Origin of the sequence: Paenibacillus sp. WLX2291 (assembly GCF_046603665.1) — a bacterium.
In the GTDB taxonomy this organism is placed as follows: Bacteria; Bacillota; Bacilli; order Paenibacillales; family Paenibacillaceae; genus Saccharibacillus.
In genome coordinates this window covers 3,408,365-3,429,700 of record NZ_CP176755.1, presented here as the reverse complement: position 1 = coordinate 3,429,700, position 21,336 = coordinate 3,408,365, and the positions used below count along the sequence as shown (strand labels likewise).

Genomic DNA, 21,336 nt, shown 5'->3' with positions numbered 1-21,336 from the left:
ACGAAAAATTTTTTTAAGAAATTTTACGATGAAAGAAAAAGATTTTTGTTACAAAAATATACAACTAATATAATAAAATGGATATTTAAAAAAGATGAATAAAAATCCGTTATATATGAATAATATGCACGATGATATTGCACTCATTCGAATATATCTATAATGACATATTAAAAATCAAAGACTTCATTCGTCATTAGTGGAAGCAAGCAACTACTTTTCATGTCAGGTTTTTCTAACAAAAGTATTTCAGATTTTGAGTATCAAAATATATTACTTTTTCTCATTTGAATATGAGAAATGTAGCAATAGCTAGCAACCAAATGTTCTGAAAGGGGAGAAAAGCCATTTATATAGCAAATAAATAGCCATCCTAATTAATAGAACAAAGGTCGATTATCAATTAGCGATCCCAAGTAAAAGCCACAATAGATGACGGGATCAATATGAAAACAAACAAAAGAGTACACAAAAAACATCGTAAAGGAAAAATCCAGCCTCTTTGATGTAAGTTTATGTAACACCGGATTTGAATACAGCCTAATTGTGAACAAAACTTGTCACTGCTCTGAAATGTAAACAAAAAGTGAAAAAATATGCACTTTATTTCAAAACAGATTCAAGAGCATGTAAAATGTAAGCGTTATATTTAATGTGCTAGAAATAAAGAGATGCAGGGAAGGAGAGCGAAAAGGGGCTTTGAAACGGTTTTAGTAGGCTTGCAATTTATTTGAAATAGGAGTAAAGTAGCTTTTGCCCTCGTTAGTACAAGTACCGGCTGAGCAATAAAAGCCTGATACGGCTTATATTTATTCATTTATGATGAAGCGGGCAACTGCCAAAACCCGTGAATACGTCATTACGAATCGTCGGAACTTTCATCTAACTAGATTTGTTTACAATATGTAAAACCAAAATCATACACATACTGAAGGAGAGTTTAACTATTATGAATCACAAATTGCAAAAAGTACTGCTGTCCACTGTTGTTGCTGCGAGCGTAGGCGCTGTAGCTGTAACTGTACCATTCAACGCTAACCACGCTTTCGCTGCAAGCGAGCAATCCAACCACGAGAAACGCAAAGACAAAGCAGATCGTATTGCTGACAACCAAGCATTCTTGGATGCTCAAAATGCTCAATTCGAAGCAATGTTCGGTAACCAAAACCCTACTGACGAAGAAACAACTGCTACAAAAGAAGAAGCAGCTGCCCCTAGCGAGACAACTGCTACTGAAACTACGCAAGCTAAAAACCAAGTCACTGTTGTCGTTCCACAAGGTGCCAGCCTGACTGAAATTGCTGCTCAATACGGTATCACTGTAGACGAACTGGTTGCTGCCAACAACCTGCTGCCTGCTGGAACTCAATTGACTGTTCCGCAAAAATAAGAAGAATGATCTGATCGGCCAAGAACAGATAATCATAACGGAAGCGGGATATCTGATATCATTACTGCCATAATGATAACGGGTGTTCCGTCTTTCTTCGTCATTGAAGCGGTGCGGCGTATCGGTCAGTTATGTAGAAATAACGTGAGTGATTGCATGCCTGCTTGATGCGATTGAACTTAGTATACGGGTATTTATTATAAAGGGCAATAATAAAAATCATTTTTTATATAAAAAAAGCTGACATTTCATACAATGTCAGCTTTTTTGTACGTTTTCATCGCTAAAAAGTCGAATATTACACTTGTTTAACGCATTTAATGTTCAGATTTAACAATATCTCGGTGAAAACATTTTCCAGTTTATGAGTCATAAATAGTTGTTTTGTGCAAAATCGATATGGTTTGTATATGTTGTTGTCGTGATTTATTTACGCAGCAACAAATCGCGATAAATATATTCGAAAATAAACTCGAATGCTTCCAAATGACGCTTCGCTTCAAACGCATTTTTACCCCACGCATAGATGCCATGACCACGCAGTAGAATGCCCGGTATGCTCTGATTGAGGATACCCGGTACTAACTCAGCAATACGTGGAATCTCAGCGTAATTGGGCAGTACAGGGATGGTAATCGCAGCATTCTCTTCCCAGATATTAAACGCCTTGATCAATTCCAAGCCTTGAATCGGTACGGCACCCTGTTCACCAAAATATTCGCTTACCAGATTGTTGAACACCGTATGCACATGGAACACGGCACCGCAGCCTGTCTCACGATAAATTTCACAATGAATCAGCGTCTCAGCACTTGGCTTCAGCGCTGTCGTCTCGCATGGACGTCCCTGCTGATCAACAAACAGAAAGTCTGACGGTGTGCTGACCGATTTGTCTTTGCCACTCGCTGTAATCGCAAAGTGGAAGTTATCCGGCTCGTAATCGCCCACACGCAGCGACAGATTGCCGCTAGTGCCCGGAAACCAGTGTCGTGCGGCAAATTGCTCCTTGATACCGCTCAGCTCTTGCAGCACCGCCTGTTTATGTTCAAGTGCAATATTGGCAAAGCTCATGTGTGCATCGCTCCTGTTCGTTGTCGTAGATCGTCGATAATATCGTGAAACGTCTCAAATGGTATATGCGGCACGCCCAGCTCACGGCACTTGTCAGTGAGTACAGAACGGGAATAGACCAGATCAGCGATTTTGGCACCTTCAAAATCAGTCAGGCTATCGCCGATCAGAATGCGTTCATACTGCTCTGGTGGGAAACCGCGCATAACGGTCGTTTTACACATGCCGCAATCGTTGTGGCAATGCTCATCGCAGCGATGCGGCCATAGAATAGTAATATTTTCACCGGAAAAGTCAGCACTGTTACAGTAAATATGATCTTGCGGAATATCAAACGGCTCTAGCAGCGGCTTTAGGAAAAAGTCGATCCCGCCGCTAGTTACGTAATACGGAATCTGCTGTGACTGTACAAAGTCTAGAAATTCACGATAGCCTTCACGAATACCGGCATGCTGCAATACGTAGTCGATGATATCTTGTTTTTGCGAAGAAGGCATCAGACCGAACATCGCGCCCACACCGTCGCGAATGGAACGCTGCTGATTGACTACGCCGTCCATGATTTCTTTGTAACCCGGCGGAGAGAAGTGCTTCATAATCGCTACGATATTGTCCGAATTCGTAATCGTACCGTCAAAGTCGCAAAAGATTACCGGTTGCTTGTGGCTCATACTTCACCGCCCCAGATTTCCAGCGCTTGTGCCAGTTCCGTATGCCCCTGCACAGCGTAATCTGCTAGCGATACGCCAGACAATGCCGCATCAATCGCCTGCTGGAACGCACGTCCGCCTGCGCTGGCGCCGCCCGGATGACCGTGAATTCCGCCGCCTGCATTAATGATGACATCATTGCCAAAGTCGCGCAGAATGAGTGGCACCAGCCCCGGATGAATCCCTGCTGATGGTACAGGGAAGCTTTTTTTGAACGGCAAACTGCCGGTGAGCAATTGCTCGCGGATTGCCATATTTTCTTCCTTCGGCATCGTAACCGAACCGTAAGGAGAAGGGAACAGCACCAGATCGGCACCTGCCAGACGCATCAGCTGTCCAAGCAGTACAGAAGCGGAGATACCGTAATATGGTGACGGATAATAAGCACCGGCAAGTGCTGGATGCGCCATGATCGGGATGTTAATGTCAGAATCATTGCTCAGTTCGGCAAGGACGTCATAACCGTATGACAGTACATTGAACAGCAGCGCATTCGCACCTGCATCAATTGCTTTGATCGCTTGCTCTTTCAGCTTGAAGGTAGAACCGGTCAGATTGGCGGCGTATAGTACCTTTTTGCCCGTTTCCGCCTGTGCGGCTTCGGCAGCTTTGCGGCACGCTGCGACACGCTTCTCAATCGGTGTCAGTTCATTCTCAAACAGGATTTCGTCGTCCTTGATCAGATCGACGCCGCCCAGCGCTTGCGCACGGAATTGACGCGTCAGCTCGTCCAGATCGTGACCGATGACCGATTTGAAAATGCTCATCAGCAGCGGACGTTCAGGAACGCCAAGTAGCTGGCGTACACCGTGTAAGCCAAATTTGGGTCCACCAAAATGACTTAGAAAACGCTCAGAAAACTCCAGATTCGTCAGTTTGATGCGTCCGTCCATAGAGATTTTGCCAAATACGGTAACGAGTAGTGCCGGAATATCGCTGCTAAAGTTAGCATCCGGGTAAGCGATACGAATATCCGCATATCGTTCGCCATCAGCAGGTTCAAACACATCGACTGAAAGGACTTCGCCCAGATGCTTCTTCATTGATTGTTGCTTGGCGGCAGGCAATTCGGTCCAGCTACCAACGGTCATGCCGACGGCGATGGACGTTGCTTTTTTATGAAAATCTGCCTTTGGATCATGACAGCGATACGTTGCGATGCAATAGCTCATAGATGCTCCTCCTTCAGTGCTGCCCCCATTTCCCGGGAGCGTTCTGCGCAGCGTTCAATGCCGCGGATAATGATCTGTTTCATCTGATGCTCGTCGAATACTTTGACAGCTGCCGCAGTGGCGCCGTTCGGCGAGGTGACTTTGGCGCGCAGCTCGGCAGGTTGTTCGCCAGTTTGCTGTACCATATGGGCGGCACCGACGACGGTTTGCACCGTCAGTTCATGTGCCTGCTCGCGGGTTAGACCGCCCTGCACGCCCGCCTCAATCATCGCTTCCATAACATAGTAAATATAAGCGGGACCGCTACCAGAGATGCCGGTTAATGTTTCCATTTGCTGCTCGGCAATTTCCGTTACCGTGCCAACAGCTTCAAATAGATGCTGTACTGTTTGTTTTTGAGCGGCTGTCACTTCTGCGGAGAATACGAGACCGGTTGCGCCCAGACCAATTGTACTGGATGTGTTGGGCATGGTGCGTGCAATCGGCTGTTTTTTGCCAAGTACATATTGCATCGTTTCCACTTCAAGTCCGGCGATTACCGATACGAGCAGTTGATTGTCGTTCAGCAGTGGGCTGAGCTGCTGAAGCGCAGCGGCTGCATCGACAGGCTTCATCGCCAGTACGATAATGTCGGCATGTTGCAGCACTTCATCGCGCTGCGTTTCATTAGTAACGACCGAAATGCCGTAGCGCTGGATGAGGTAGTTCATACGATCTTTGTTGCTGCGATTCAGCATCGTGACCTGACCTGGTACAACGACCGAACGGTTCACTAGTCCGCGCAAAATAGCTTCCGCCATCGAGCCTGCGCCGTAGAAGCAAATCGATTGATTGATTAATGTGTGTTGTTTTGCAGAATGACCCATATTTATCTATCCTTCCTATTTCCAATATTGATCTATATTTGATAAAGCATGATTGTGACGTACTACCATTGGAGCATGGTGGCAATACAAGGCAAGGTACCAATACAACATAGGCAAGGCGAACCAAGCATGTAAAACAAGCTGTACTAGTACCTGCTTTTAGCCGCGTGTCTGACCTGTGCCGTAGATTCTGTACTTGGTGGAGGTGAGAGATGGCAAGCCCATCGGTCCGCGTGCGTGCAGCTTCTGGGTGCTAATGCCAATCTCCGCGCCAAAGCCGAATTCGAATCCATCGGTGAACCGGGTAGAGGCATTGTGATATACCGCTGCCGCGTCCACTTCCTGCATGAATCGGTTCGCGTGATGCTGATCTTTGGTCACGATACATTCCGAATGCTTGGTGCCGTAGGTAGCGATATGTTGTAGCGCCTCGTCCAGCGAGTCGACGATTTTCACATTCAAAATATAATCGTTATACTCGGTCGCATAATCCTGCTCAGTTGCACCGGTTGCCCAGTGTAGCAGCTCACGGGTACGCGGACAGCCGCGCAGTTCCACATGGTATTCATCGCGCAATTGTTCAGCCAGACGAATAAACGCTTGCTGATCGTAACCAGAATGAACAAGGAACGTTTCCATTGAGTTGCAGACGGAAGGGCGCTGTACTTTGGCATTGATGGCGATGTCTGCTACCATCTGCTGGTCGGCAGATTCGTCGGCATACGTATGGCAAATGCCTGCGCCCGTTTCGATCACGGGTACGGTAGAGTTTTGTACAACATTTTGAATTAGCGCACTGCCACCACGCGGGATGATCACGTCGATCAGACCGTTCAGCTTCATCATTTCATTGACAGAGGCGCGATCTGAATCTTCAATCAATTGTAGTGCATCCGCAGGAACGGCAGAATCGTTGAGCGCGTCATGCAGCACCTCAATAATTTTGCGATTGGAAGAGAGGGCAGCAGAACCGCCACGCAATACGATGGCGTTACCTGTTTTGAGTGCTAATCCTGCCGCATCGACCGTCACGTTGGGACGGGCTTCGTAGATCATACCGATCACGCCGATGGGTACGCGGATTTTGTGGATTTGCAAACCGTTAGGGCGCTGAATCGTTTCTAGCAGCTCGCCAATCGGATCATTTAGCTCTACAATTTGGCGTAATCCTTCGGCAATATCCTCAATGCGTTCCTTGGTCAAGCGCAGTCGATCCAATAGCGATTCGGAAGTGCCGTTGGCACGACCATTTTCAATATCTACCTCATTGGCGACGATGATCTCCTCGTATCGTGTGACCAATGCATCTGCCATCTGTCGCAGTGCCGCATTTTTGTCAGCAGTGGAGACGTTGGCGAGTGGCAGTGCCGCACGGCTTGCCAGCGTTGCCTTTTGTACAACTTCGCTTACTTCAGTCATTGCGTGATTCCTCCTTGAAAATAATGTATGACAATCCGTCTACTTCATAGTGATAATCTTCATGATGAATAGCTGTGCTTATGTTATCGATATACCGTTATGGTTGTTCAAAAGCATATACGATGGGGCAGTCGATTGTTGATACTTTCATTCTTATTATAATGTAATCCATTCGTCCCGGTGAACGGCTTCGAGATGCTGAACATGATCGACGCCTAGCGTTTCGGCAATTTTACTGCTTGGCAGACCGATAATTTGCTGCAATTGATCGTAATCATAATTGACGATGCCGCGTCCAAGTACATCACGTTGTACATTTTGCACCTCGACTACATCGCCAGCATGGAATTGTCCTTCCAGTTGGCGAATCCCAACCGGGAGCAGGCTGCGTCCATTATCAATCAATGCGCGTTCGGCACCTTCGTCGATAATGAGTGTACCGAGTGGAACAGACAGGAAGCCGAGCCACTGCTTTTTCATCGGCAACGATGCACTGTGGGTAGAGAAATACGTCCCTTTGCCCTGATGATTCGCAGCGAGCAGCAGATCGCCCGGCTGGTTCACACGTCCAACGAATACTTCGATTCCGCCGCGAGTGGCGATTTTGGCTGCATCAACTTTGGAACGCATTCCGCCTGTACCGACTGCTGAGCCAGCGCCGCCCGCCATATCGTAAATCTCATCAGTAATTTCGTCGATTACGGGATAATGTACGGCTTCTGGGTCTTTGTTCGGATTAGCGCTGTACAATCCATCTACATCCGTCAAAATGAGCAAATGCGATGCTTTGGCAAGATTGGCGACGAGTGCGGATAAGGTATCGTTATCGCCAAATTTTAGCTCGTCGACAGAGACGGTATCATTTTCATTGATAATCGGGATTACATTCTGCTTCAGCAATTCCTCAATCGTCATGCTGGCATTGCCTGCCCGCTTCCGATGGGTAAAATCACCCCGTGTCAGCAAAATCTGGGCGCTGACGATCCCATGTTTGGCAAATGCCTGCTGGTAATCGCGCATAAGCAGCGCCTGACCGACGGAGGCGGCAGCCTGCTTTTCGTGTAATAGACGTGGGCGCGACAGATACCCGATTTCGCGGAATCCGGCAGCTACCGCACCGGAGGTGACGAGCAGAACCGAATGTCCTTGCTGCTGCAATGCAGCGATTTCGGCGGCAAAAAAGTCTACCGCTTCATGATTCAGACCACCCTGTGGTCCGGTCAGCGAGCTGCTGCCGATTTTCACGACAATACGCTGGTGTTGCATGATGATTCACTCCTTCTGCATAATACGACACAACATCACTTGATGATGACATGCTGCGGCATACGAAGGGGAGAATGCAAAAAAGACTCCCGCCCTCCGTATCCAACATGAATACAAAGGACGAAAGTCTGCACTTCCGCGGTACCACCTTTATTGACAGCACAGAGCTGTCCGGCTTGAAGCCCGATAACGGCGGGAAGTCCGTCCGGCGTTTGGCGCCGAAAGCTCGGGGGCAGGTTCAGCAGGAGCTGGCGGTGAATCCTTTCAGCCTCTGGAATTCACTCTCTATGCACGCCGCTGTGTTTGCTTACTATTCCCTTCATTGCGTTCTGTATAATTGTCCGTGCGGTTTATCGCCGCTCCGGTCAGGTGATTATGTCATGGTGTCCGATGTACGGGATTCCGTACAATCGGTGTTGCTGATTAGGATAGCACGGACTGTGACTTTTGCCAAGTACCGCGTGGCAGGGATAGTGCAATTTGTTGTCTAAGAATCGGTATTTGCAGAACATACATGCTGCATGGTGCCGATCACGACGATAATGGTTGCAACTATATCCAGCTGTTTATTTGGTAAACAATCCGTTGGAAGCTTGGATAACGATGTTGGCTGTTATAGAGCGAATGAAGTCTTGATGAGATACATTCAGTCTTTGCGGGATTCCGTTTCATTTTTACCGAATAGATTCAGCTTGCCAATTCGTTGCACCGCTTCACGCAATCGTTCTTCGGACGTGAGTAGACCAATGCGCACATATCCTTCGCCGCCCGTACCAAAGCCGATACCCGGCGCAACCGCAACATGCGCCTGCTCCAGCAGCAATGTGGCGAACTGTCGCGAATCCATACCTTCCGGTAAAGGCAACCAGCAGAAGAACGAGCCTTTGGGCGCTTCTGCTTTCCAACCGATCTTGTCCAGCTCTTCAAAAAAGGCATTCCGGCGTGATTCATAGCGATCCACCAGATCCGTTACACATTGCTGATCATCTGTTAATGCTCGTGCTGCCGCTGCCTGAATGCCGCCGAACAGACTTACATACACATGATCCTGCATCAGATTGATCAGACGAATAATCTCGCTGTTACCGAGTGCAAACGCTACGCGCCAGCCCGCCATATTGTAAGTCTTGGATAGGGTATAAAATTCCACACCGACTTCCTTCGCACCAGGCACCTGCAAAAAGCTAACCGGCTTCTGCCCATCAAATCCAATCGCTCCATACGCAAAATCGCTCGCCACCACAACCTGATTGCGGCGTGCAAATGCTACCGTTTCTTCATAAAAAGATAACGGAGCCGTCGCCGATGTCGGATTGTTCGGGTAGTTGAGAAACATCAGCTTCGCCCGTTCCAGCACGTCCGGCGAGATCGCGCTATAATCTGGCAAGTATGCCTGATCCTCGGTCAGCGGCATAAAGCTCATCTCTGCACCGGACAATGCTACACCTGACCAATAATCTGGATACCCGGGATCAGGAACGAGACAGATGTCGCCCTTTTCCAGCAAAATCTGGCTGATCTCAATCAAACCGGTCTTGCCACCGAACAAAATTGCTACTTCCGTTTGCGGGTCAAGATCGACATCGTAATCTTCCTTATACCGCTTCGCAATTGCTTCTTTCAGAAACGGATAGCCGGTAAACGGCGAATATTTGTGATATTGCGGATTGCCTGCCGCTTCACGTAGCTCCTCAACGATATGCGGCGGGGTCGGTTGATCCGGGTTTCCTTGACCAAGATTGATTACATCATGCCCGGCGTTCACATGCCGATTCACATCTTGCACCAATTTGGCAAAAAACTGCTCTGGCAATTCATTCATCATTCCTGCTGGTTGAATAGGAAATGCGGATACGCTGCTATTGTTCACATTGGACATCGTCTTCATCACTCCGGTTGCTATATTTGAGATGGTGCACACTATTGTGTAATGGAAAAGATACAAGTTGAATATAGATGCAACGCTCATTTCGGTATTGAGCTGCTGTATATGCTAACCTGCTGTACATGCTAAGCGCAATGTGATGCTCGTTACAGGCTGTATAAAATGTTGCTTTTCTTGGGGACTGACATAGTTCTCCTAATCTATCACGATTTTTCCGATTGGTATAGAGGAATTGTCTGGAAATATTGCTTTTCGGTCGTTGCTGCGGCTATGATAAATGCAATATACAGCACACAGGGAGAGATGATCAATGACTGCACGACAATACCATATCAGCCTGATTCAAATGGATATCGCGCTGGCTGATCCGCAGGAAAATATACGCCGCGCTGGAGAATGGATCAAGCGTGCGATGAACGCAGAGCAGCGCCCGGATGTGATCGTATTGCCGGAAATGTGGAATACCGGGTATGCGCTGGATCGACTGGACGGTATCGCCGAACCGGAACATGGTCCGATCAACCGCTGGCTGAGTGAGACGGCGCGTGAGCATAACATAGTGCTAGTTGGCGGTTCCGTATCAGAGCAGCGTGATAGTGGATTTTACAATACATTATATGTACATGGCGCGGATGGACAGCAGCAGGCGAAGTACGACAAGATTCATCTGTTCAAGCTGATGGACGAGGAAAAGTTCATGCAGCCCGGCGAAGAGACGGCATTGTTTCCACTGGGCGATGTGACCGCTGCGGCATCCATCTGCTACGATATTCGTTTTCCCGAGCTGGCGCGTACGCTGGCACTGGCAGGGGCAAAAGTGTGGTTTGTGCCTGCTGAATGGCCCAATCCGCGTCTGCACCATTGGCGTACACTGCTGACAGCGCGCGCGATTGAGAATCAGATGTATGTCATCGCCTGCAATCGTGTTGGCAGCGATGCGAAAAGTACCTTTTTCGGTCACTCGATGGTTATCGATCCGTGGGGGGAAGTGATCGCTGAGAGCGGGGAAGAGGAAGGGATTTTAACCGCAATAATTGATCTGGATTTGTCCGACGAGGTGCGTGGACGGATACCAGTATTCGCCGACCGCCGACCAGAATTGTACAGACATCAGGAATAAAATGTAGTGCTAGGATCGTACTATAATGCTGTTCAGGCTGGTGCTGGACATTGTTAGGTCGTCTATATCAACAGGTGATAAAAGCATATGAAGCTCTTTGGCGTTTCCGTTACAGTATTGCGTACTTAAAGGGAACGACGAAGAGCTTTTTTGTAAAGAAAGACGGTATACGAGCCAAGCTTGGTGAAACAAAACTTGGCGACATCAAGCTTGCTGAAATGATACTACGTTTTGAGAGATGACAAAATGAATAGAATATAAAACTAACTAAAAGTTAGTTAGTTGTGGTTTTGAAATTGTTTTGCCGTTTACTCTTTTCTTTGCATAGGAACAGGCTATAATAAAAAGATAGAAAACGTCTTAAATTAAGATATTCAATAGTTGGTATATTCTAACCCCTATCCAAAAGGAGCTGAACACGATGACTCTTCGCACCGCAGGCATTCATCATATTACGTCATTCGTTACTGATCCACAGCGCAATGTGGATTTCTATGCTGGTATTCTCGGTCTGCGCATGGTCAAGCAGACGATCAACTTTGACGCACCAGATGTGTATCATCTGTATTTTGGCAATGAAGGCGGAGCACCAGGTACGATTGTTACCTTCTTCCCGCAGCCAGGAGCACGTCGCGGTGTTGTAGGTAGCGGACAACTGGGCATTACTGTATTCGCTGTACCGCTAGGAGCACTGCCATTCTGGACAGATCGTTTGCAAAAATTGAATATTCAAGTTGAGACCGTCAGCCGCTTTGGTGAGCAATTGTTGCGTTTTAGCGATTATGATGGATTGCGGATTGAACTGGTCGAGCGTGAAGCAGGTGCAACCAATACATGGGAATGGGATGGTATCACTGCGGCGGAAGCGATCAAGGGCTTCGGCGGTGGGATACTGTTCAGCGCATTGCCTGAACGTACGCTGCATACGGTAGAACATGTGTTAGGTTTAACACGCATTGCTGAGGAAGATGGGTATGTACGCTTCCAAGCTACTGGCGATCTTGGCAATATAATCGATGTGAACAACCATGAATTGCCACGCGGTATTGGCGGAGCTGGAACGGTGCATCATATCGCTTGGCGCGCAGCGGACTTTGACCAGCATGAGCAATGGCGCAGTCAGGTGGCAGCAGCTGGATTTCAGCCGACACCGGTCATTGACCGTCAATATTTTAACGCTGTGTATTTCCGTGAAGAAGGTGGCATTCTGTTCGAGATTGCTACCGATCCACCGGGATTTGCCAATGACGAACCGGCTGAGCAACTTGGAAGCAAGCTTATGTTGCCAGAATGGTATGAACCGCAACGTGATTTGATTGAAAATAATCTGCTGCCGATTCAGGTACGTAAGCTTCGCTAATCCGATTGGAATATACGTAATGATGCGACTAGGAGGATTCAATAGATGACAACAGACACGATGAAGCATATTTTTAAACAAGGAAGTAATCCAGAGCAGCCAGTATTGCTGCTATTGCATGGCACAGGTGGAACGGAGCGTGATTTGCTGCCGCTGGCGGATCTGATCGCTCCAACGGCGTCCGTACTTGGCGTGCGTGGTAACGTATCGGAAAATGGCATGCCCCGCTTTTTCCGCCGTCTGGCAGAAGGCGTATTCGATGAGCCAGATCTCATCGCACGTACACATGAGCTGAATGCCTTTCTGGATGCGGCGGCAGTTGAATACGGATTTGATCGTAGCAATATCGTAACGGTAGGTTACTCTAACGGTGCCAATATCGCAGCCAGTCTGCTGTTCCATGATGCTCAGTCGCTTAAAGGTGCGATTTTGCATCATGCGATGGTGCCACTGCGCAGTATTGAGTTGCCGAATTTGACTGGTACATCGGTATTTATGGCATCGGGTAGTAATGATCCCATCGTACCGCGTGCCGAGAGTGAGGAGCTGGGTCAATTGCTGACCGATGCTGGGGCTGAGGTGGAATTGCTCTGGGAAAATAACGGTCATCAATTGACAGCAAGTGAAGCTCAAGCTGCTGCTGCATGGTTTCAACGTCATTTCTGAAAAGTGAGCAAGTAGTAGTTGGAGCGTAACATACTGCGGCGTGTCAGGGAAAACTGGCATGCCGCTTATTTATGATCAGAATCACGTAGAGTGATCCTTACAAATGAAATCGTGTATACACTTGACAGTGAGAACAGTTATCATTTACTATATTATTAAATCGTAATAATTACTATTAAATAAGCATCAGATAACTGGAAGAGTGGAGAGCTTCTATATTATCTGTATCTTGGGAGGTGAATCTATTGGCTAAAACCGATACAGCAACTGCATATCGTCAGTTAAAAAGCCCAAACAAAGTCACCCGCGCCCGTGCATTGCGTATGATCAAAGAAGCGAAAAAGCAAAAACGTCAGAAATAAGCTTTTCTAGCTCCACTGCTGCTTTGTCCATAAGCAATGACAATACACCTGCTATCGTCTGATCTGTATCTCACTCATCCAACAAACATCCCGCAAGACAGGTTTCTTCGATCCCAATCCATCGTTTTATAAGATTCTGTATTATGTAATAGACATAAACAACAATCCCAGTTACTCTTTTTGCAAAGAATAACCGGGATTGTTTTATAATACTTGGATTGCGTCACTTGTACTACGATTGTATCGCTTGTACTTTGACTATATCACTTATACTAGGATTATATCATTTGGATTCTACTTAACGTGTTTGTTCATTTCCTTTTTCTGGAATGGCGCAGGATTCGTCTGTACACATATCGCCAGCTTCCGAATCGTTCAGCATTTGCAGCGGTTGTTCTTCCGCCCAGATATCAGCCAGTGCTTTGCTGAATGCATCGGTCGGCTGTGCACCAGATACGGCATATTTATCATTGATGACGAAGAATGGTACACCTTGAATACCGAGCTGGCTGCCCAATCGTTCCTGACGACGAACTTCTTCGCCGTATTGCTCACTGTTTAATACAGCTAGCGCTTCGCTTCGATCCAGACCAACTGCGGTTGCAATATCAGCCAGAGTATCATGATCGCCGATATGACGGGATTCGGTAAAATAAGCATGGAACAGCGCTTTGTTCATTTCTTCGCCTTTGCCTTTAGCGGTAGCGAATTGCATCAGACGATGCGCATCAAAGCTGTTCGTCAAAATCATGCTGTCAAATTCAAAATGCAATCCTTCCTGTGCAGCCTGTGCGCCTACATTGGCGTTCATCTGACGTACCTGTTCAATGCTAGTATTGTATTTTTGCGCCAGCATCTGATTGTTGGTCAGTGGAATATCGCGCTCGGCGGAAGGATCAAGCTCAAAGCTTTTGTAGTTGACTTGCACTTGATCAGCATGCGGGAATTGCTCCAGCGCCTTGTGCAGTCTTGCTTCACCGATATAGCAGAACGGACACTGGTAATCAGACCAGATATCAATTTTCATTATACATATCCTCCAAAATTAGAATGATTTTTTTGGTAAAATCTGTTCGATACTGCTGTAACACTAGGAACATGGATGATCATTCGCTAGTGTTGTACCTGTATTAGTTACAACTGTTCACTTCTCCAGTATATAATGATTACTTTTAATAATCAACTAAATAAATATCAAATACAGTTCTCAATAAAATGACTGCAATAGATAATCACGTACGTTGATCTATTGCAGTCATTTTATTGTATCTCGAATGTTTGTTCATACTGTGCGCATAATGAAAAACTTATATGTTACGAACCCTCTTCCCTCTCAAGCTACAACCGTTCGCGCGTGACGACATTTTCCATCGTATCTCTGAACGACTCAATAAATGCTTCCGCTGCTTTGGATAAATACCGCCCTTTGCGACGCGCCAGCACAAGCGTGCGACTTGGAATTGGTTCAGCTAGCGGCAAGTAGACGGGGAGAAATTCCCCACGCCGAGCACGGGCGATATAATGAGGAACAAACGTCACACCCATGCCGGTGGCGACGAGTGATTGAATCGTCTCTATATTATTGCTTTCAAAAACCACCTTCGGTTCAAAGCCAGCTTCCTTGCATACATCGAACACAATTTTACGGAAGCCTTGTCCTTTTTTCAATACGATGAACGATTCGTCTTTTAGCTCCTTGAGTGTGACAGGGCGGTGATCTCCATCCATGAATCGCTTGGCGAGTGGATGATCAGGCGGAACTGCCAGATCGATCAGCTCCTCTGCAACCGGTTCATATGTGAGCGATGATTCAGTTAGCGGCAGGGCGAGCAGGCTAAGGTCGGTTTGCCCACTTGCAGTAAGCTTTTCCAGATTAAGCGAAGTATCTTCTAATAACACAACATCAATCTGTGGATAATTAGTACGAAAATCGGGCAGTACATGAGGCAGCAGATGGGAGCCGGTAATCTGCATACTGCCGACGATCACGCGTCCACTTTGCAGCTGGGAAATGTCTGCCATCTCGCGGCGCAGTTGTTCCACCGAATCAATGATCTTCTGAGCATGCTCAACAAAGCTTGCTCCGGCGTGCGTCAATTCCACATTGCTTGTATTACGCTGAAATAGCAACACACCGAGTTCCTTTTCAAGCTTGGACAATTGCTGACTGAGCGAAGGCTGGGCGATATGCAATTTCTCGGCTGCACGGGAAAAGTTGCGCTCGGCGGCGATTTGCAGGGCATACTGTAGTTGTCTGAGTTCCATAATGTGGCTCCTTTTGGATGTGATCTTGCTGTATTTATCTTATAAGATAAACCTATAGCTTCTATAGTTATAATATCTTAGACCTATCGTACAGGCAATGTTATATTGTAATTATTATAAAAAAGGTCGTCATTCTTACCGTCTGACGATACAGTGACAGCCACACTGCAAACCGTATGGCAATGTTGAATCAATACGATCAGGCACAGTACAGGGAAACGCAGATCGACATGTTTCAGGTCCGAAGCTTTGCAAAGTCTGTTGAACAGGTTTTGTTGGAACATGATCACTGCTGACTCTCAATCTATGATGGGGTGAATATGATGAGTAAACAAACATTGTATGAGAAAATTTGGGACAATCACGAAATCTATAACGAGGAAGGCAAGCCGAGCGTATTGTACATCGACCTGCATCTCGTACACGAAGTTACGTCTCCGCAAGCATTTGAAGGTCTGCGTCTGAGCAATCGTCAAGTACGTCGTCCAGAGCTGACATTTGCTACAATGGATCACAACGTACCGACATTTGACCGCTTCAATATTACCGATCCTATCTCCAAACAGCAGATCGATACGCTGACTCAGAACTGTCGCGACTTCGGTGTAAAACTGTTTGACCTTGATACCATCGACCAAGGTGTTGTTCACGTTATGGGTCCAGAATTGGGTCTGACACATCCGGGTAAAACCATCGTTTGCGGTGACAGCCATACGTCTACACACGGCGCATTCGGCGCACTTGCTTTTGGTATCGGTACAAGCGAAGTGGAACATGTTCTGGCAACGCAATGTTTGCAACAATCCAAGTCCAAAACGATGGAAATTCGTTTTAACGGCAAACGCAAAACTGGCGTAACCGCAAAAGACATGATCCTCGGCGTCATCGCAAAATACGGCACCGACTTTGCAACGGGTTATGTAATTGAATATACCGGCGAAGCAATTCGCGCACTGTCGATGGAAGAACGTATGACCGTCTGCAACATGTCGATTGAAGGCGGCGCACGCGCTGGTCTGATCGCACCGGATGAAACAACATTCTCTTACCTGCGTGGACGTGAATATGTACCACAAGGTGCAGCATTTGACGAAGCGGTATCCCGCTGGCAGCAGCTGACATCCGATGCAGACGCATCGTATGATCGTGTGATCGAGTTTGATGTAGAAGCTTTGATTCCACAAGTAACCTGGGGAACTAGCCCGGGTATGGGTACGGATATCACATCCGCAGTACCGAATCCGGCTGATTTCACAACTGAAAATGAACGTAGAGCCGCTGAAAAAGCGCTTGAATATATGGATCTTGCACCAGGCACCAAAATGGCTGAGATTCCGGTCGATTATGTATTTATCGGCTCCTGTACGAACGGTCGTATCGAAGACTTGCGCGCTGCTGCTCAAGTAGCACGCGGACACAAAGTATCCGACCGTCTGACTGCAATCGTAGTACCCGGCTCCGGTCGTGTAAAATTGCAGGCAGAGAAAGAAGGGCTGGACGTTATTTTCAAAGAAGCTGGTTTTGAATGGCGCGAAGCAGGTTGCAGTATGTGTCTGGCGATGAACCCGGACGTATTGAAACCAGGACAACGCTGCGCTTCCACATCGAACCGTAACTTTGAAGGTCGTCAAGGTCGCGGCGGACGTACGCATCTGGTATCTCCAGCAATGGCGGCAGCGGCGGCGATCAAAGGTCACTTTACCGATGTACGCGATTGGGAATTTAAATCCGAACCAGTCTTGAACTGATACCACATTAATATTTTTTAAGCAGTGTATCATTCTTAATACGAATACGAATACGAATACGCGATGTATAACCTTGCACGGCAACTTAGAGAGGAGTCTTTACAATGGAAGCATTTACGAAATTGAATGGTATCGTTGCCCCGGTTGACCGGGTAAACGTAGATACGGATGCGATCATCCCAAAACAATTCTTGAAGCGTATTGAGCGCACAGGCTTCGGTCAGTTTCTGTTCTACGAATGGCGCTGGGACGAAGAAGGCAATGTGAACGAGAACTTTGATATGAACAAACCGCGTTATCAAGGTGCATCTGTACTGATCTCGCGTGCTAACTTTGGTTGCGGTTCTTCCCGTGAGCACGCACCATGGGCGATTATGGACTATGGGTTCCGTTGTGTGATTGCACCTTCGTTCGCGGATATCTTCTATAATAACTGCTTCAAAAATGGCATTCTGCCGATTAAGCTGTCTGAGGAGCAAGTACAGGATCTGTTTGAACGTACCGAGTCTCACGAAGGCTATACACTGACCGTCGATCTGGAAGAGAAAAAGCTGACTGATATCTACGGTCTGGAGATTCACTTCGATCTGGACGAGCATCGTCGTCAATTCCTGCTGCAAGGCTTGGATGATATCGGTCTGACGCTGCAACATAGCGATGCGATCAATGAGTATGAGAAAACACGTGGTGCTCATCTGTTTGCTTGATTCTTCTGAACATAAATTTGTGCTATTCTTTCATAAAAATGCATGCCCCTGTCGATATAATAGGACAGAGGGTTATGCATTTTTATTTTTGCGTGTTTATGCAAGCTTCCTTTAAAAATACATATGGATTTGCAAATTCCTTCGCAACTTTTAATAGGCATAAGCGTCTAATTAGTCGTCTGGTAATAATTTGCCGGTACAGCCGTGCTGGGTAGTTCGGTAATCAAACTGGGAATGGTAGGGGTGAAGAATGAAGAAATTGGGTTTTTTGATGTTTTTGTTTGTGTTTTTGTGGTCCTTTCCCCATATCGGTGAAGCCGCCACTAGCACAAAAGTTGTACTGAACGGCCAGGAACTCAGCATTCCGGAAGATGTACAAAATATTGATGGCTCGGTCATGATACCGATCCGCGTCGTTTCGGAAAATCTGGGCTATAAGGTACAGTGGAATCAATCCGAAGGTCGAGTGACGATTGACAGCGACAGCAAGTCGATTCAGCTGTTTATCGGTAAAAAATCCGCTGCGATTGGCAACACGACGTACAATCTGAACACGGCACCAGTCGTTCAGAACGGTACAACACTAGTTCCGATCCGTCTCGTTAGCGAGCAGATGGGCATCGGCCTTAGCTGGAACAACAGCGACAAAATTGTAACACTGACAACTTCAGGTGATGACACCGGCGGAGGAACGAATTCGGGCTCGGGAACAGGTAGTGCCGAAAATGGTCTTGCACTGGTGAATGGCATCAGCTTCAGCGAAAGTCGGTTGCTGGTGACGCTCGACAAGAGCGTAACGCCAAAAGTGTCCAAAATGGATTCGCCGGATCGTATTGTGGTCGATCTGCCTAACGCGAACTTCGGTGACGGCTTTGCCGCTCAAGGACCGGATGCAAGTGCAGGTCAGATTGCAACAATCGCCGTGCCAAACAACGATAACGTATCCCAGATTCGTTATTCGCAATACAGCACGGACCCATCCAGCGTACGGATCGTCATTGATCTGAAAAACAAACAAAACTATGAAGTCTTCACAGAAGACAGTCTATTGATCGTTGATCTGACACCCGATACGGGCAAAACGACTGAACCAACAACGACAACCGGGCCAACACAGCCAGGTACAGGTGTAGGCGATTCCGGTAAAAAAGTAGTCGTGATCGATGCCGGACACGGTGATCAGGATCCGGGTGCGATCGGTTCGCAAACGACAGAGAAAAAGCTGAATCTGGCACTTGCACTGAAAGTAGAAGCTCTGCTCAAGCAGGACCCGAATATCGATGTCATTCTGACTCGCTCGGATGATACCTTCCTTGAATTGAAGGAACGTGTGAAGATTGCCGAGAAGCTTGGTGCAGACGTATTCGTATCGATCCATGCCAACAGTAGCGGCTCTTCCGCAGCTTCTGGTACAGAAACGTATTATCAACGTGCCAGCAGTAAGAAACTGGCTCAAACGATCCATAAGTACTTTGTGGCAGCGACCGGTTTCAAAGATCGTGGTGTGCAATACGGCAATTTCCACGTTATCCGCGAAACGACCATGCCAGCCGTGCTTCTAGAAGTTGGATTCATTAGTAACAAAACCGAAGAATCCAAAATGATGGATACGAGCAAGCAAGATCAAGTGGCTGCTTCAATCGTCAAAGGAATCAAGGAGTACATGGGCGTATCCTAACCCATTCCTTTACCCGCACATCAAGGCTGCGGCTTGCAGCACAGGATGGAAGATTCACCGGCGTCTGTTCCCTTACCGGAACGGCGCCGGTTTTTATTGTTGTGCACAAATCCAAATCATACATTTGCACTTCTGCGATACGGCGTTGCAGGTGCAAAGCGGGAAATCACGCATATGAAAGCGGCATCTGTATCTACTGGTCTATAGTGAGTTAGAGAGCAAGCTAAATGTTTGTTTTAAATGACAATAAAATTGCTGAAATTTCATGTAAAGTTTGCGTGCAATTACAGCCGGAACATGTTAAGATACGAATTGTATTGTCATTGAAGATGGAGCACGAGAGTCTGAAACATAACCCAGCATTCCCATCATCAGGTACCGCGAGACGATACCGTCTGAGTCGCGATGAACACCGCGAGCAGGCGGTTTTTTGCAGGAGGAATGAAAATGAATGCCGCTACGGTAAGACATATTCTGGATACGATCGCCGGCATGTTTCCTGATGCACACTGCGAACTTCATCATAGTAACGCCTTTGAACTGACTATTGCGGTACTGCTCTCCGCACAGTGTACCGACGCAACCGTCAACAAGGTAACCGTTGATTTGTTTCAGAAGTACCGGACACCACAGGATTACCTGAGTGTGCCGCTGGAGGAACTGGAACAGGATATACGGCGCATCGGCCTATACCGAAGCAAAGCGAAGCATATTCAAAACCTGTGCCATATTTTGATCGAAACGTACGGCGGGGAAGTGCCGGGTGAGCACGATCTGCTCGTTCAGCTGCCTGGTGTCGGACGCAAGACCGCCAATGTGGTTGTGTCCAATGCTTTTGGTGTGCCTGCGTTTGCCGTGGATACTCACGTGGAGCGGGTGTCCAAACGACTGGGGCTTGCGAATTGGAAAGACAATGTTATGGAAGTGGAGCGCAAGCTGATGAAGAAGGTGCCGCGTGAGGATTGGACGCAGTCGCATCATCAGTTTATCTTTTTTGGCAGGTATCATTGCAAAGCACAAAATCCCGCCTGCCAGATTTGCCCGTTGCTCGACGTTTGCCGTGAAGGCAAAAAACGAATGAAAACGTCCCTGGTGATAAAAGACAAAAAGGCATCCAAGCCGAGAAAGTCCGCATCATCGGCCGTGGGTCTACAGGGGAACGAAACCAATACTACAATATAAAAGAGGTCGAACGTTATGAAATGCATTTCCGTCTACACTGACAATTTTGAACAATTCTCGGATATTTTCGAGCAAATCGTATCTGAAGAATTGGCTGAAAATGAAGAGAAGGTAGTTGAAGGTATCACAGTCAACTATTCCGGCGACGTACCGGAGCATTATATCGAGCGTATGGCACAAAAGCGTGATGTCGTTGTAATGAAAGACAAAGGCAGAGGCATCACCATTTTGCAGCACGGCAAATTGTTTGAAATTCTAGTGCCGGTCGCTGAAACGGAAGCAAGCGTAATCTAATTACGATGAGTCCGCAAGCCTTTCATGATTACTGATTTTCCTCTAGGAGAATGGTAATTGTGGAAGGCTTTTTTGTATTTCCGCTCTGGTGAATACAGTGATACAATGGATAAAGATTACATTGTAACGGGATGCCTCAAGAGGCAGAACCGGCAGCATCACATAGACCATTACC

19 protein-coding genes and 1 other annotated feature are annotated in these 21,336 nt (G+C 47.1%); of the genes, 10 read left to right on the top strand and 9 right to left on the bottom strand.

Features of this window, described 5'->3' with window-relative positions; all coding sequences use genetic code 11:
* Window positions 1-949 precede the first annotated feature (949 nt).
* A complete protein-coding gene (locus tag ACDE64_RS14585) occupies window positions 950-1,390 on the top strand; it encodes a LysM peptidoglycan-binding domain-containing protein (protein ID WP_411342864.1) in 441 nt (146 codons plus the stop codon).
* A 426-nt stretch (window positions 1,391-1,816) separates the two neighbouring features.
* On the opposite strand, the gene mtnB is transcribed toward ACDE64_RS14585, so the two are convergent.
* The 7 genes from mtnB to ACDE64_RS14550 all read right to left on the bottom strand — a co-directional run bounded on the left by mtnB (window position 1,817) and on the right by ACDE64_RS14550 (window position 9,773).
* The gene (gene mtnB, locus ACDE64_RS14580; RefSeq protein ID WP_411347305.1) at window positions 1,817-2,461 is read right to left on the bottom strand and encodes a methylthioribulose 1-phosphate dehydratase; all 645 of its coding nucleotides are present in this window, start codon (window positions 2,459-2,461) and stop codon (window positions 1,817-1,819) included.
* Entirely contained in the window at window positions 2,458-3,132 is a 675-nt protein-coding gene (locus ACDE64_RS14575; protein WP_411347304.1) for a 2-hydroxy-3-keto-5-methylthiopentenyl-1-phosphate phosphatase, read from the bottom strand. Before ACDE64_RS14575 ends, mtnB begins: the two co-directional genes overlap by 4 nt.
* Window positions 3,129-4,343: a 2,3-diketo-5-methylthiopentyl-1-phosphate enolase gene (locus ACDE64_RS14570; protein ID WP_411347303.1), complete on the bottom strand. Its 1,215-nt coding sequence runs from the start codon at window positions 4,341-4,343 to the stop codon at window positions 3,129-3,131. The genes ACDE64_RS14575 and ACDE64_RS14570 overlap by 4 nt, the downstream gene beginning before the upstream one ends.
* Window positions 4,340-5,209: a pyrroline-5-carboxylate reductase gene (gene proC / locus ACDE64_RS14565; protein WP_411347302.1), complete on the bottom strand. Its 870-nt coding sequence runs from the start codon at window positions 5,207-5,209 to the stop codon at window positions 4,340-4,342. The genes ACDE64_RS14570 and proC overlap by 4 nt, the downstream gene beginning before the upstream one ends.
* Window positions 5,210-5,368: 159 nt before the next feature.
* On the bottom strand, window positions 5,369-6,628 hold the full coding sequence (locus ACDE64_RS14560) for a glutamate-5-semialdehyde dehydrogenase (RefSeq protein ID WP_411347301.1): 1,260 nt from the start codon (window positions 6,626-6,628) through the stop codon (window positions 5,369-5,371).
* Window positions 6,629-6,784: 156 nt separating this feature from the next.
* Window positions 6,785-7,894: a glutamate 5-kinase gene (gene proB, locus ACDE64_RS14555; RefSeq protein WP_411347300.1), complete on the bottom strand. Its 1,110-nt coding sequence runs from the start codon at window positions 7,892-7,894 to the stop codon at window positions 6,785-6,787.
* A 113-nt stretch (window positions 7,895-8,007) separates the two neighbouring features.
* Window positions 8,008-8,226: a binding site (T-box leader), on the bottom strand.
* Between the two features lie 314 nt (window positions 8,227-8,540).
* Entirely contained in the window at window positions 8,541-9,773 is a 1,233-nt protein-coding gene (locus ACDE64_RS14550; RefSeq protein WP_411347299.1) for a pyridoxal phosphate-dependent aminotransferase, read from the bottom strand.
* 316 nt (window positions 9,774-10,089) lie between these two features.
* Between ACDE64_RS14550 and ACDE64_RS14545 the strand changes: the two genes are divergently transcribed.
* From ACDE64_RS14545 to ACDE64_RS14530, 4 genes are all read left to right on the top strand, one after another.
* Entirely contained in the window at window positions 10,090-10,899 is an 810-nt protein-coding gene (locus tag ACDE64_RS14545; RefSeq protein ID WP_411347298.1) for a carbon-nitrogen family hydrolase, read from the top strand.
* Window positions 10,900-11,320: 421 nt separating this feature from the next.
* Window positions 11,321-12,259: a ring-cleaving dioxygenase gene (locus ACDE64_RS14540; protein WP_411347297.1), complete on the top strand. Its 939-nt coding sequence runs from the start codon at window positions 11,321-11,323 to the stop codon at window positions 12,257-12,259.
* A 60-nt stretch (window positions 12,260-12,319) separates the two neighbouring features.
* The gene (locus tag ACDE64_RS14535; protein ID WP_411350305.1) at window positions 12,320-12,925 is read left to right on the top strand and encodes an alpha/beta hydrolase; all 606 of its coding nucleotides are present in this window, start codon (window positions 12,320-12,322) and stop codon (window positions 12,923-12,925) included.
* Between the two features lie 245 nt (window positions 12,926-13,170).
* Window positions 13,171-13,287 carry a putative metal homeostasis protein gene (locus tag ACDE64_RS14530; protein WP_411347296.1) on the top strand — a complete coding sequence of 39 codons (117 nt, stop codon included), beginning with the start codon at window positions 13,171-13,173 and terminating at the stop codon, window positions 13,285-13,287.
* A gap of 298 nt (window positions 13,288-13,585) precedes the next feature.
* Here ACDE64_RS14530 and ACDE64_RS14525 read toward each other — a convergent pair whose 3' ends face one another.
* A complete protein-coding gene (locus ACDE64_RS14525) occupies window positions 13,586-14,314 on the bottom strand; it encodes a DsbA family oxidoreductase (RefSeq protein ID WP_411347295.1) in 729 nt (242 codons plus the stop codon).
* Between the two features lie 311 nt (window positions 14,315-14,625).
* Window positions 14,626-15,552, bottom strand: coding sequence for a LysR family transcriptional regulator (locus tag ACDE64_RS14520; protein WP_411342852.1), 927 nt, complete (start codon window positions 15,550-15,552; stop codon window positions 14,626-14,628).
* Between the two features lie 323 nt (window positions 15,553-15,875).
* Between ACDE64_RS14520 and leuC the strand changes: the two genes are divergently transcribed.
* The 5 genes from leuC to ACDE64_RS14495 all read left to right on the top strand — a co-directional run bounded on the left by leuC (window position 15,876) and on the right by ACDE64_RS14495 (window position 21,161).
* Complete coding sequence (gene leuC / locus ACDE64_RS14515; RefSeq protein WP_411346801.1) at window positions 15,876-17,300, top strand: 3-isopropylmalate dehydratase large subunit; 1,425 nt, start codon at window positions 15,876-15,878, stop codon at window positions 17,298-17,300.
* Between the two features lie 104 nt (window positions 17,301-17,404).
* A complete protein-coding gene (gene leuD / locus ACDE64_RS14510) occupies window positions 17,405-18,007 on the top strand; it encodes a 3-isopropylmalate dehydratase small subunit (RefSeq protein ID WP_411342851.1) in 603 nt (200 codons plus the stop codon).
* Window positions 18,008-18,257: 250 nt separating this feature from the next.
* Window positions 18,258-19,685, top strand: coding sequence for an N-acetylmuramoyl-L-alanine amidase (locus ACDE64_RS14505; RefSeq protein ID WP_411347294.1), 1,428 nt, complete (start codon window positions 18,258-18,260; stop codon window positions 19,683-19,685).
* A gap of 447 nt (window positions 19,686-20,132) precedes the next feature.
* Window positions 20,133-20,867 (top strand): endonuclease III, encoded by a 735-nt coding sequence (gene nth, locus ACDE64_RS14500; protein WP_411342849.1) that lies wholly within the window; start codon window positions 20,133-20,135, stop codon window positions 20,865-20,867.
* Window positions 20,868-20,882: 15 nt separating this feature from the next.
* Entirely contained in the window at window positions 20,883-21,161 is a 279-nt protein-coding gene (locus ACDE64_RS14495; RefSeq protein ID WP_367059070.1) for an NAD/NADP transhydrogenase alpha subunit, read from the top strand.
* Window positions 21,162-21,336 lie beyond the last annotated feature (175 nt).